Annotated in this window: 12 protein-coding genes; 11 read left to right on the top strand and 1 reads right to left on the bottom strand. The window is 41.1% G+C overall.

What is annotated here, in order from left to right:
• Window positions 1–104: 104 nt before the first annotated feature.
• The 9 genes from MKY41_RS15120 to MKY41_RS15080 all read left to right on the top strand — a co-directional run bounded on the left by MKY41_RS15120 (window position 105) and on the right by MKY41_RS15080 (window position 8,578).
• Complete coding sequence (locus MKY41_RS15120; RefSeq protein WP_340745913.1) at window positions 105–1,112, top strand: ABC transporter substrate-binding protein; 1,008 nt, start codon at window positions 105–107, stop codon at window positions 1,110–1,112.
• A 65-nt stretch (window positions 1,113–1,177) separates the two neighbouring features.
• Entirely contained in the window at window positions 1,178–2,194 is a 1,017-nt protein-coding gene (locus MKY41_RS15115) for a FecCD family ABC transporter permease (protein ID WP_340745912.1), read from the top strand.
• Window positions 2,187–3,221: a FecCD family ABC transporter permease gene (locus MKY41_RS15110; RefSeq protein WP_340745911.1), complete on the top strand. Its 1,035-nt coding sequence runs from the start codon at window positions 2,187–2,189 to the stop codon at window positions 3,219–3,221. The genes MKY41_RS15115 and MKY41_RS15110 overlap by 8 nt, the downstream gene beginning before the upstream one ends.
• 68 nt (window positions 3,222–3,289) lie before the next feature.
• Window positions 3,290–4,039, top strand: coding sequence for an ABC transporter ATP-binding protein (locus MKY41_RS15105; RefSeq protein WP_445683352.1), 750 nt, complete (start codon window positions 3,290–3,292; stop codon window positions 4,037–4,039).
• Window positions 4,040–4,054: 15 nt separating this feature from the next.
• Entirely contained in the window at window positions 4,055–5,107 is a 1,053-nt protein-coding gene (locus tag MKY41_RS15100) for an NAD(P)/FAD-dependent oxidoreductase (protein WP_340745909.1), read from the top strand.
• A gap of 395 nt (window positions 5,108–5,502) precedes the next feature.
• Entirely contained in the window at window positions 5,503–6,741 is a 1,239-nt protein-coding gene (locus MKY41_RS15095; RefSeq protein ID WP_340745908.1) for a mechanosensitive ion channel family protein, read from the top strand.
• Between the two features lie 15 nt (window positions 6,742–6,756).
• Complete coding sequence (locus tag MKY41_RS15090; protein ID WP_340745907.1) at window positions 6,757–7,488, top strand: pirin family protein; 732 nt, start codon at window positions 6,757–6,759, stop codon at window positions 7,486–7,488.
• Window positions 7,489–7,511: 23 nt separating this feature from the next.
• Window positions 7,512–8,177 carry a ferredoxin reductase gene (locus MKY41_RS15085; RefSeq protein WP_340745906.1) on the top strand — a complete coding sequence of 222 codons (666 nt, stop codon included), beginning with the start codon at window positions 7,512–7,514 and terminating at the stop codon, window positions 8,175–8,177.
• Between the two features lie 101 nt (window positions 8,178–8,278).
• The gene (locus MKY41_RS15080) at window positions 8,279–8,578 is read left to right on the top strand and encodes a hypothetical protein (RefSeq protein ID WP_340745905.1); all 300 of its coding nucleotides are present in this window, start codon (window positions 8,279–8,281) and stop codon (window positions 8,576–8,578) included.
• Window positions 8,579–8,744: 166 nt separating this feature from the next.
• Here MKY41_RS15080 and MKY41_RS15075 read toward each other — a convergent pair whose 3' ends face one another.
• Window positions 8,745–9,518: an IclR family transcriptional regulator gene (locus MKY41_RS15075; RefSeq protein WP_340745904.1), complete on the bottom strand. Its 774-nt coding sequence runs from the start codon at window positions 9,516–9,518 to the stop codon at window positions 8,745–8,747.
• Window positions 9,519–10,473: 955 nt separating this feature from the next.
• Here MKY41_RS15075 and MKY41_RS15070 point away from each other — a divergent pair.
• Together MKY41_RS15070 and MKY41_RS15065 are read left to right on the top strand one after the other, a co-directional pair.
• Window positions 10,474–11,313: a fumarylacetoacetate hydrolase family protein gene (locus MKY41_RS15070; RefSeq protein WP_445683342.1), complete on the top strand. Its 840-nt coding sequence runs from the start codon at window positions 10,474–10,476 to the stop codon at window positions 11,311–11,313.
• A gap of 18 nt (window positions 11,314–11,331) precedes the next feature.
• The gene (locus MKY41_RS15065) at window positions 11,332–12,432 is read left to right on the top strand and encodes a cupin domain-containing protein (protein WP_340745902.1); all 1,101 of its coding nucleotides are present in this window, start codon (window positions 11,332–11,334) and stop codon (window positions 12,430–12,432) included.
• Window positions 12,433–12,459 lie beyond the last annotated feature (27 nt).

Raw genomic sequence — 12,459 nt, 5'->3', positions numbered from 1 at the left:
TAGAATTTCACAAAAGATGTGGTTATAATTCAAAGTATGGACCTATAATTGATAATGATTTTCATTTTCGTTTAGAGGTTTAATAAAGTTGAGGAGAGAAGAGAATGAGTGTTGTTACAGGTATATTTCGCAAGAACGTAATTTCTTTATTTGTATTATTAATAGCAATTGCTGTATTAGCAGCAGGCTGTGGAAGTTCAGAAGCAGAACAAGGATCTGCTGAGCAGAATAAGGATACATCCGATTCAGCAGGTGAAGAAAGCCGTACCATCACGCATGCTTTGGGAACGACGGAGATAAAAGGGACTCCTAAACGGATAGTGACTTTGTATCAAGGGGCAAATGACGCGGCTGTGGCGCTTGGTGTCAAACCGGTCGGAATTGTAGAGTCATGGGCAGAACAGCCGGTCTACAACTATTTGAAAGAGGATTTGGATGGGGTTCAAATTGTCGGGCAGGAAACTCAGCCTAATTTAGAGGAAATCGCGAAATTGAAACCGGATTTGATCATCGCCTCCAAGATTCGCCATGAGGAAGTATATGAGCAATTATCGGCAATTGCGCCTACTGTAGCACATGAAACGGTATTTGCCTTTGATGAAACTGTTGAACTGATGGGGCAAGCGTTAGGCCAAGAAGAAAAAGCGAATGAAATTATGGATAGCTGGAACGAGCGGGTAGCGGATTTCCAAGTGAAGATTAAGGAGGAAATGGGTGATCAGTGGCCGCAACATGTTTCTGTTTTGAATTTCAGAGCAGACCATGCCCGGATTTATGTGACTGGATTTGCAGGGTCTATTTTATCGGAACTTGGATTTGAAGGTCCAAAAAACTTGCAAGATAAGAGTCAAGATATTCTGAAGCTGACGGACAAAGAAAGCATTGCTGAAATGAACGCAGATACGTTTTATATCTTTATGGATTCGAGCGATCCGGCTGTTGTGAAGAATTATGAAGAGTGGACCAACCACCCGTTATGGAAAAACCTCGATGCTGTAAAGGCGAATCGGGTTTATGAGGTTGATGAAATTGTTTGGAATCTTGGCGGCGGCATCCTCGCGGCCAACTTAATGCTGGACGATATTTATAATCGTTTTGGTTTAGAAAAATAAGAAAGGGGGAGGGGGCTCGCCCTCCTCTTTCGTTTTTCATTTATTGCAGAGAAAGCAGGTGTCTTATGAGGAGTTTCCATTCTCGTACGCCTTTTAAAATTTCCGTTTTAGCTCTAAGTTTTGTCGTTGTCTGTCTTTCGTTTTTTTTAAGTATCGCTCTCGGACAAACTTCCATCTCCATACAGACAACCGTGGAAGCGTTATTGAGATTCGATGAAACGAATACGGAGCATATAATCGTAATGACATCCAGATTGACAAGGGCTGTCGTTGCCGCCTTGATAGGTGCCAATCTTGCAGTCGGGGGGGCACTCATGCAGGCAATGACAAGAAATCCATTAGCTGCACCCGATATACTCGGCGTCAATGCGGGGGCGTTATTCTTTATTGTGCTGTCAGCCACTTTCTTTTCAGTCGATTCCTTACAGACGTATATGTGGGTTGCCTTTTTAGGGGCTGCCTTTGCCGGCATTTGCGTGTATTTCCTAGGATCATTGGGGAATGACGGGCTGTCTCCCATTAAAATTGTTTTAGCAGGAGCGGCTATTTCCGCACTTTTCATCTCTTTTACACAAGGGTTGCTCGTCATTGATGAGCAAAAAATTCAAAGTGTATTGTTTTGGCTGGCTGGTTCAGTTGCCGGCAGAAGTATGGATATGTTATTGCCTGTGTTGCCTTATATGCTTGGTGCATTAGTGTTTGCACTTTTTTTAGGAAAACCTGTTACCATTCTGATGTCTGGAGAGGATATTGCCAAAAGCTTAGGCCAGCGTACGGTGCTTCTCAAAGTAACGATCGGAGTGATTGTTATTATTTTAGCGGGAAGCTCTGTTGCCGTGGCTGGCTCTATCGGTTTTATCGGACTAATCGTTCCTCATGTGGTAAAGGGGCTTGTCGGCCCCGATTATCGATGGGTGATTCCTTTGAGTGCACTATTAGGTGCCAGCTTGCTTCTGTTAGCCGATGTGGCTGCTCGGTTTGTCATCGAACCACAGGAAATGCCCATTGGTGTCATGACTGCATTTATCGGGACGCCATTTTTTATCTACATTGCCCGGAGAGGGTTGGTGAAAAGTGGGTAAATACATTTCGTTGAAAAATAAATCGGAATCCGTTTCCTTTCAAATTCAAACGAAAACGATGGCGGTTTTGCTGATTCTCAGCTGTTTATCCATCATCCTTTTCGTATTCAGCCTTTCTATGGGGAGTAGCTCTATAAGCCCATGGGCAGTGCTCAAGGCGCTAACCGGCACAGGAGAACAAGATTTCATCCTTCATCAATTAAGGCTCCCGAGAGTGTTGCTGGCATTCATGGTAGGTGCAGCACTCGGTGTTGCAGGTGCTATTTTGCAAGCGGTTGTTCGAAACCCGCTCGCTTCTCCGGACATCATTGGGATAACGGCAGGAGCCTCCGCGGGTGCTATCCTCTTTTTTGTTTTTTTAATGGGGAGCGTCAGTGCCGGCTTGCTTCCATTTGCAGCTATTATAGGAGCCGCCATCGTTGCGGGTGTTATCTATTTGCTCGCTTGGAATAATGGAGTCACCCCGATTCGGCTAGTCTTGATAGGAATTGGTGTGGCGGCTGCGATGAAAGCAGTTGTCATGATGATGCTTGTTTTAAGCGATACCGCAGTAACGACGAAAGCGTATCTTTGGCTGACCGGAAGTTTGTATGGATCTAACTGGAGTCATGTGTATGCCATGCTTCCATGGATAATAGTATTCATTCCCCTGACAGGGATTCTTGCTCGGTCCGTTAATGCTAAGGAATTAGGGGATGATGTTGCAGTCGGGCTTGGGGTGAAGGTTCAATCGAGACGTTTTACACTCTTGTTCGTAAGTGTGGCTCTAGCTGGCTCCGCTGCTGCATTTGCCGGGGGCATCGAGTTTGTCGGATTAATAGCACCGCATATCGGGCGGATGCTGATTGGGCGATCGTTTGCAGCGTTAATACCCGTGTCGGCGTTGCTTGGCGGAATGATTGTCGTGCTGGCGGATCTTGTAGCCAGAACTGCTTTTTTACCGCTGGATATCCCAGCGGGCGTATTTACAGCATGTATAGGAGCACCGTTTTTTATTTATTTGTTGTTCCGCAATCGAAGTATGTAATCGGTTAGAAAGGAGTGGTGAGAGTGAGTACGTTGGAAGCAAGTTCCCTGACTTTGGGATATAGTGAAATGAAAATTATCGAGGATCTACATTTGACGATACCTAAAGGGAAAATAACCGTCTTTGTCGGGGCGAACGGCTGCGGGAAATCGACATTATTGCGATCGTTGGCTCGCCTCCTGAAACCGCAATCGGGTGGGATAATTTTAGATGGAGAGGAATTACGGAGTTTGTCCACCAAAGAGGTGGCCAAGAGGCTTGCTATTCTCCCGCAAACGCCGCTTGCCCCAGAAGGGCTGACTGTTCTGCAGCTAGTGAAGCAGGGGAGATACCCCCATCAAAGCTGGTTGAAGCAGTGGTCGAAAGAAGACGAGGTTGTTGTGAATCGTGTTCTCGAACTAACGAACATGAAAGAATTTGCGGAAAGGCCTGTAGACTCCTTGTCTGGCGGGCAGAGGCAACGGGCGTGGATTGCGATGACGTTAGCTCAAAAAACGGAAATTATTTTACTGGATGAGCCGACAACCTACTTGGATTTGGCTCACCAGATTGAGATTTTGGACCTCCTATTTGATCTGAATGAGATTGAAAACAGAACGATTGTCATGGTGCTGCACGATTTGAATTTGGCATGTCGGTACGCTCATCATATTGTAGCTATTTGTGATAAAAACATCTACGCACAAGGGAAGCCAGAAGACGTCATTACTCCACAAATGGTGAAGGATGTCTTTTGCATGAGCTGCGATATTGGAAAAGATCCGATTTTTGGCACACCATTATGTATACCGTATGGAAAAGGTAGGAAGATAGAATGATGAGGTGTTTTCCAGATGAAGTCTAAAGAAATTCTGGATGTGACGATTATCGGAGGTGGTCCTGCAGGATTGTTTTCTGCGTTTTATAGCGGCTGTCGGGAGCTGAAGACTAAACTAATTGAGTATCATCCGTATCTTGGCGGTAAATTGAATGTTTATCCCGAGAAAATGATCTGGGATGTGGGTGGGATTGTCCCTACTCCAGCTCATCAATTAATTGAACAGATGGTGGGGCAAGCAAACACATTTCAACCTGAAATATTGCTCAATACAAAAGTGACGTCCATTTCAAAAAATGAAAATGGTATCTTCATAGTACATACTGCAACAGGGGAAGAGCATTATTCGAGGACAGTCATTTTAGCGATCGGCGGGGGAATCTTAAAACCGACGAAGCTCGAGATTGATGGGGCTGAGCGATTTGAAGTTACGAATCTCCATTATACGGTCAAATCCCTTGCTCAATTTAAAGGAAGAAAAGTGCTTATTTCGGGTGGTGGGAATTCTGCAATTGATTGGGCAAACGAATTGGAGTCGATTGCGGAGCAAGTGTATATAACGTATCGAAAAAATACATTGAAAGGTCATGAAGCCGAAGTATCGAGGTTGCTGAATAGCACAGTCCAATGCTTTTTGAATACAACGATTGAAAAACTTATAGCATCCGACAGTCATGAAACAATTGAGCAAGTGGTCTTACGAGACGAGGAGACTGGTGAAAGTATTTACGTGGAAGTAGATGAAGTCATTATCAACCATGGCTTTGAAAGAGAACGGGAGTTAATTGACAACAGTACGGTTGATATTGAGATGGCCACCGACATTTGGGTAGCCGGCAATTCGATGGGAGGAACATCCGTAGAAGGTTTGTTTGCTGCTGGAGATATTCTGGAACACGAGGGGAAACTCCGGCTGATTGCAGGTGCATTCCAAGATGCGGCGAATGCGGTAAATCGAGCAAAACAATTTGTAATGCCTGATGCCAGTTCTCGTGGGGTCGTTTCTACTCATAACGAAATGTTCAAAGAGAAAAATAAAGAGATGCTTAAGCAAATTGTTTCGAAGTAAGTCTGGCTTTAGGGTATCTGTGCAAGATTCTAATATTGATGTGAACAAAAATTTGAAATCCAGCGGGAACCTGGCACTCCCATTAATAGACGGTGTTTGTTTTTATTTCTTTAATGCACCGGAAGGTTTTCTAATTAATCACGTATCCTGGTTTTCTCTAGGGAATAGGATTCCTATTATATCGAAACGATTCAAAATTAATGATCCAAAGAAAGTTTTTTAGGAGGAGAAGAGGATTTGCCCTTTTCCTCCTTTTTTTATTTAGAAAATGGTTGAGAGGCATGCCGAATTTCATGGTTGCCTGTCATTATATTAACCAACAATATGCTGAAAAGGAGAAGACCTCTTGATTCTGTTATAATAGAAAGCAAGCTATATGTGATGGAGGGAAACAAATGAACTTTATTCGTAACCGGCTCTTGGGTTACGGAGTGGATGAGGCGTGGGTTGGCTATCTTTCAATTGCCATTATGATTGTTTTTATCGCGTTACTTTGTATCCTCGCGAATTTTATTACGAAAAAAGTGGTCATCCGATTCATCACTCATATCGTGAACAAGAATAAATTCAAATGGGATTCTATTTTGCTAGAACGAAAAGTGTTCCATAAGTTGTCTCATATTGTACCGGCTATCATCATTTATACTTCCGCAGTAACCTTTTCCGCTTACCAATATGTCATTGAAAAGGCAGCATTGGCTTATATCATTATCGTAGCGTTAATTGTGATTAATAGTTTATTAAGTGCTGTGAATGATGTGTACCAAACGTATGAAGTGTCGAAAGTGAAGCCAATCAAAGGATATATCCAAGTGATCAAAATAATTGTCTTCATTTTGGGCATTATTTTAGTCATTGCGAATCTGGTTGGCGAGAGTCCACTTATGCTGCTCAGTGGGATTGGGGCCCTTTCCGCAGTGCTGATGCTCGTTTTCAAAGATTCCTTATTAGGGCTGGTGGCAGGTGTTCAGCTATCTGCCAATGATATGGTGCGCGTGGGCGATTGGATTGAAGTGCCAAAGTATGGCGCAGATGGGGATGTCATCGATATTTCCTTGAACACAGTGATGGTACGGAATTTTGATAAGACGGTGACGATGCTTCCGAGTTATGCACTTATTTCGGATTCATTCAAAAACTGGCGAGGGATGCAAGCATCCGGCGGCAGGCGTATCAAGCGTGCGCTGTATATTGATACAACAAGTATTGCATTTTGCACGCCGGAAATGATTGAGAACTATAAAAATATCCACTACCTTTCGGATTATATTACGGAGCGGGAACGTGAAATCGTAGCGTACAATGAAACAAATCAGATCGACCGCAATAATATTGTCAATGGGCGGGCGCTAACGAATATCGGTGTTTTCCGAGCCTATATTACGCAATATTTGCAACACCATTCAGGCATTCATCAGGATATGACGTTAATGGTTCGGCAATTGGCACCCGGGGAGAATGGGCTGCCGATCGAAATTTACGCCTTTACGAATGATACGGCATGGGCCGTATATGAAACGGTGCAAGCTGATATTTTTGATCATTTATTTGCGATTGCACATGAATTTGGACTCCGTGTGTTCCAAAATCCAACAGGTAGTGATTTTCAAAGGGTGAGTGAGAAACTTAGTTAGAAATGGGGTTTTTAGTTGTTACAAAAACTATCGGCCGGAAACCATCAGCAACCGTTCCGGGGACCATTCACCATTACACGTGTTCAACCAGGTAGAATTTTGGGAGATAACACAGATACCGCATTCGGCCCATTGGCGATCATCGATCATGCGGTCATGAAAAAAGGGTTAACCATTAAAATGCACGAACATATCAATGATGAAATACTAAGTTACGTAAGGACAGGTGTTATGCACCATAAAGATTCTGCCGGGTTTGAAGCGCCGATCGCATCCGGGAAACTCATGATGATGAATGCAGGGGCGGGCTTTTGGCATGAGGAAAAAGTGAAAGAAGACGAGGTCGAGATGCTCCAAATCTTTATTCGACCGAAGGAAACAGATCTTTTACCGAGCATTCAATTCCACAACAAGCCGGCAGACAATCCCGATTGGTATGTCATGGTAGGACCTGAAGGAAGTAACGCTCCCCTTTATGTTAGACAAAACGTCTATATATTAGATGCGCATCCTAAAGCCGGCGAGGAGCTGAAGATTCCAGCCTATGCTGGACTTACGCCATTTTTATACGTGATGGATGGAGAAATTACGGTCCAAAACCTCGTCATTGGGACACAAGAAGCGGTAACGGATTTAGTTAACCCACTACCAGATTTATCTGCAAATGAAGACGCGACGATTGTATTATTCTTTGTCGAGATGGATGCACAGATGTCTATGGATGGGACCATTAGTGGACTGAAGTAAAGCGGAATAAAGGAGGATCCAATATGGCACAAGACAAGATCAGCGTGATTGTAGAAGAAATTAAAGAAGAAACGCCTCTCGTGAAGTCTTTTAAGCTAACCTCTGCAGATGGCTATGAGTTACCTATGTTTAGTGGAGGTTCACACATTACTACCTATATTGATCCTCCGAATCAAGAAACACTCGTACGCACCTATTCATTGATCAACAATTCCAAGAAAACAAGATACTATCAAATTGCTATTCAGTTAAATGACAAATCCCAGGGCGGGGCTTTTTATTGGCATCATCACGTGAAGCGGGGCGATCGTTTAGAAATTAGTTATCCGAGTAATTATTTTCTCCTTAGTTTTCAAGCGAAGCATCATGTGTTTTTTGCGACGGGTATTGGGATTACCCCTTTTTTATCCATGATAGAAGACATCGAACACACCAGTGAAACATTTGAGCTGCACTATGCCGCCAAATCTAAAAATAAGTGTGCCTTTTATCATTTCCTCAAAACAAATTATCCAGATCAGGTGAACTTCTATTTTTCAGAAGACGGCAATAAAATGAGCAAGGACCTGCTGGAAAACCAACCAATCGGCTCACATGTGTATTTCTGCGGAACAGAGGAAATGATCAATGAATTTTCCAAAACTGCCACAGCATTAGGTTATCCAGAGAAAAGTATTCATTTCTATTGATAGGCATCTCAGTGGGCAGGATCTTTGCGCTTGCTGAAAATCAGGTTTGAAAGCCCGTACGCCAATTTTTAAATTAAGAGAGATGTGGGAAATGCGGGATTGTGCAGCAAGATATTATTTCTAGAAAAGACTTGGCTGGAGAAACGATTGCGGTTTTTTATCAGTTTATAAAAGCGGTGTTCTTTCTCAAAAGATGTGTTCAAGACAGTGCACCTTGCTCTTGCAAAGGAAGATTAGCTATTATCCGGAAGCAATCCCGTCCGATGCGATCTACCGGACCTCTGAGAACCGTTAGCTCTTCGGGCATCAGAGAATCAGGTATGAGTGGCCCAAATACTGGTAAACCATTCAAAATACCGGCAGGCAAAAGCAGCACAGAAGCAGAGCGGACAAAAGAATAATACTGAACGTAACGCAATTGAGGGGAAATTTGGTGATTACAAACGCAAGTAAAGGCTCAGCCTTATTCAGGCCCACTTTCGATATACAAGCGTAAGCGTCATTTACCCCCAATTACTCTTCATGAACCCATTCCTATTGCCAAGTTCTAGGAGTGCTATAAGTAGTTTATGTTACTTGGTTATGCCCCATTCTTTGAGAGATTTTCTTAGATGTTTCCAAAGTAATTTCCATTATTTCATTGAGTTTATTATCGATTTGAATTGCGGGTCCTAATACTCCAATTGCTGCGATAACTTCATTGCTTACATCAAAAATAGGCGCTCCTACACCAGTTACACCTATATTAGTTTCATTTGATTCGACATAAATTTTCCTTTTTTTAATTTCGTGGAGGCGAGTCCGCCAAGCTTCTTTATCCATAATGGAGTAAGGGGTATGTTGGATATTAGAAGTTTCAATTATCCTGTCAATATAACTTTGGGGAAGGTAAGCTAATATCATGGGGCCCAAAATTCCATATAAAAATGGCCTTCTCTGTCCAACATGAGAGGAAAATTTTAAGCCTTCATGATTTTCTTTTTTATAAACATAAAGTATTTCATCACCATCTTTTACAGCCATTACAACAGTCTGCTTAGTTTTATGATGCAATTCATTTAATAGTTCCTCAGCTTCTTTTCCCAAATCAAGTGTTGAAGAAAGAAGATAACTAAATTCCATTAGTCTAAGTCCAAGTTGATAAGCAGACTTTTCTTCAATAAATTGTACAAACCCTCGATTTTCTAGAGTGCATAAAATTCTATAAACAGTGGAGGCTGGAATTTTCGTCAATTCTGAAATTTCTTTCGTTGTTAATGAAGTGTGCTCTATAGAAAAAGCTTGTAAAATATCGATTGCTCGATCAATTGACCGAATAGGCATAAGATTGACTTCCCGCATTATTTATCCTCCTAAATTTATATATGGATGATATTCACGCTAAAAAATAAAATGTTTTTATTAATAAGGCTAATAGTGTTTCATCTTTCATTCAACTCCAATCCCATTCGTTGCTAATTTCGAGGCATTCTAAACAAGTTCTTATTTTCAAAATCTGAAATGCCAAGAGAAGGATTTATGGATTACTATACGAGAAATAAGTGAGCGCGTAAAGTTAGGCGGATAAAAACTTAATCCGGAAAGGAAGAAATATGTAATTTAGTAATGAACGGTTTACCTTATATTAATCTCCTTTACTAATAAATTGCTGGGACTCCAGGTGGATAAATTGGCCAATTCTACCCCTTTTTTCTCCATCACTTTACGCCATTGTAAAGTTCTGTCATAAATCTATTTATATCATAGTTTTCGGTTTTTTGCAGGGTTAGATATCTACTAAGCCTTCTTTAGATAAACTGAGTATCTCTTGTTAAATGAAAATTTCAAAGGCAAAAAGTAATCTTGAAGAGCTCGTCCTAGTACTCAATTTCCGCTGAAAAATAGAAAAATTGAAACGCTATATTGTATCCATGATTTATATGTCTTTGTGCAAATTTACTCATTAAGATCAAAGAAGGAGATTGTCTGGTTTGTACAGATTTTACAACGAAGTCCCTTCAAAGAAAATGTGAAAATCGGGTTGGTAGAATATAATTCTCTTTAATACGTTAGAAAAATAAAGCAGAGGGAGAAAGAAACATCTTTCTCCCTCTGCTTTATTTTTGAGACCTGTCCATCAGTACAAAAGCTATTTAATTGTTTATAAACTTTGCAGTGCTTAGATAATAATTCGAGTTAATTACAACTGTTACTAAAATATTCAAAATATTCTTGACCTCAAAATCTCATTGTGATATATTTTATTTAACAAAAACGAGTTTAACAACTCACTACGCGAGAAGAGGATGTGTCTAAATTGAAAATTGCAATATTTAACGAATCAATTCCTGGAATTATTAAGGAGGATAGAATTTTTGATATTAGTAACCTTATACCTTGGAATTCAAAAGAACCGCAAATTTCTTTAGTTAAACTGATGGAAAACTATGAAGACTTAAAACTTGAAGTTGATGATTATATTTTGAAAGCAAACTCTTATCCATTAGAAGATGTCGTTTTAAGGCCTCCAGTTCCAAAACCGGGAAAAATTATTGCAGCTCCAGTTAATTATTACTTACATCAAGACGAAATGAATGAACAATTTGACAATGCTGAATATACGATAGAAAAACTTGGCTTCTTCTTAAAAGCTCCGTCCTCTATTATCGGACCTAATGAAACTGTTAAACTTCCCTATAAAGATAGAAGGACGGACCATGAGGCTGAGTTAGCTTTTGTGATTGGCAGAAAGGCTAAAGACGTTCCTGCTTCAGAAGCATGGAAGTATATTTTTGGTTACTTTGCTTTAATGGATATTACTGTAAGAGGAAAAGAAGATCGACCTTGGAGAAAATCATTTGATACATTTACGCCTATTGGCCCTTGGATTGTAACAGCTGATGAAATAGAAAATCCAAATGAGCTCGGTTTTAAGCTTTGGGTAAATGAGGAAGAACGTCATTCAGCGAATACAAGGGATTTGATTTATAATTGCTATCAATTTTTAGAAGCGGCGTCCGCAGTCATGACACTGGAACCGGGAGACATTCTTACTACGGGAACGCCTGAGGGAGTTGGGCCAATCACAAAGGGAGATATAGTCCGAATTCAGATAGATCGAATAGGGGAATTTTCTGTTTCAGTTGACTATAAATAAGGAAAGGGGTAAATCGTTATGAATGCTTCGAAAGAAATTCTTTCATTTAATAAAAAGCTAGAAGGAGAGAACCTTGGACCATTATGGTCTTCTATTCATCAATTAAATACCATTGAGCCCGAGGCAAAGCCAATTCCATATTTGTGGAAAAAAGAATTGATTGAGCGAAACTTAGAAGAAGCAGAAGAGCTTCTTGAAGTGGGTGCCGGAGCTGACCGACGTGCTGTCTTCCTAATAAATCCTGGGATGAAAGACTTGAAACCAGTTGGATGGGGAGGAGCAACACAAACACTTTATGCGGCGGTTCAAGCGGTGAAACCAGGTGAAATCGCACCTTCACATCGGCATACAACAACGGCGTTACGTTTTATTATGAAGGGAGAAGGAGCTAAAGGTCGGGTAAATGGTGAGAAAATCACGTTTGAACCAGGGGATTTCTTAATTACCCCTAGTTGGGTATGGCATGATCATGCGAATGAAGGAAATGAAACTGTGTATTGGATGGATTGTTTGGATTCACCGTTTACAAAATATATGAATGTAAGCTTTACAGAGTTTTATCCTGAAAAACAACAAAAGCTTTTAGTTCCGGATGATTATAGTTCAACGCGCTACCAAGGTGGAATGGTCCGCCCGATATCGGATCGTCAGCCAAGCCTTGCCCCCTTGGGTCGCTACAAATGGAATCAGACGAAAAGTGGCCTAGATGGATTAAGTAAGCTTAATCCAGACTTATTTGATGGATTTGCAGTGGAGTATATAAATCCTTCGACTGGTAAAGATGCAAATAACCGTATTGGCTCAAGAATGCAAAAGCTGAGTCCTGGTTTTCAAGGAAAGGCTCATCGTCATGTTCATAGCAATGTTTATCATGTTTTCAAAGGAACCGGTTACACGGTTATGAATGGCGTTCGGTTTGACTGGTCCGAAGGAGATTTTTTCGTCATCCCTTCCTGGATTTGGCATGAACACGTTAATACTTCTGATTCGGAAGAAGTGCTCCTATTTTCTACAAATGATTTGCCGATAATGGAAGCATTTGATTTTGAAAGAGTAGAAGAGTATGAACTTAATAATGGTCATCAGGAAATAAAGGAAGTATTTAAACCAATTTACTAAAAAAACATAGGTACAGGAGTGGATTTC

It is taken from the genome of Sporosarcina sp. FSL W7-1349 (assembly GCF_038003045.1).
In the GTDB taxonomy this organism is placed as follows: Bacteria; Bacillota; Bacilli; order Bacillales_A; family Planococcaceae; genus Sporosarcina.
The sequence above is the reverse complement of the archived record's forward strand: the minus strand, read 5'-3'. Positions and strand labels throughout refer to the sequence as shown.

Bases quoted from the DNA above. Each gene is read 5' to 3' on its own strand.
- MKY41_RS15095 (WP_340745908.1), top strand. From the start codon at position 5,503: ATGAACTTTATTCGTAACCGGCTCTTGGGTTACGGAGTGGATGAGGCG.
- MKY41_RS15105 (WP_445683352.1), top strand. From the start codon at position 3,290: ATGAAAATTATCGAGGATCTACATTTGACGATACCTAAAGGGAAAATA.
- MKY41_RS15120 (WP_340745913.1), top strand. From the start codon at position 105: ATGAGTGTTGTTACAGGTATATTTCGCAAGAACGTAATTTCTTTATTT.
- MKY41_RS15085 (WP_340745906.1), top strand. From the start codon at position 7,512: ATGGCACAAGACAAGATCAGCGTGATTGTAGAAGAAATTAAAGAAGAA.
- MKY41_RS15075 (WP_340745904.1), bottom strand. From the start codon at position 9,518: ATGCGGGAAGTCAATCTTATGCCTATTCGGTCAATTGATCGAGCAATC.
- MKY41_RS15115 (WP_340745912.1), top strand. From the start codon at position 1,178: ATGAGGAGTTTCCATTCTCGTACGCCTTTTAAAATTTCCGTTTTAGCT.
- MKY41_RS15100 (WP_340745909.1), top strand. From the start codon at position 4,055: ATGAAGTCTAAAGAAATTCTGGATGTGACGATTATCGGAGGTGGTCCT.
- MKY41_RS15065 (WP_340745902.1), top strand. From the start codon at position 11,332: ATGAATGCTTCGAAAGAAATTCTTTCATTTAATAAAAAGCTAGAAGGA.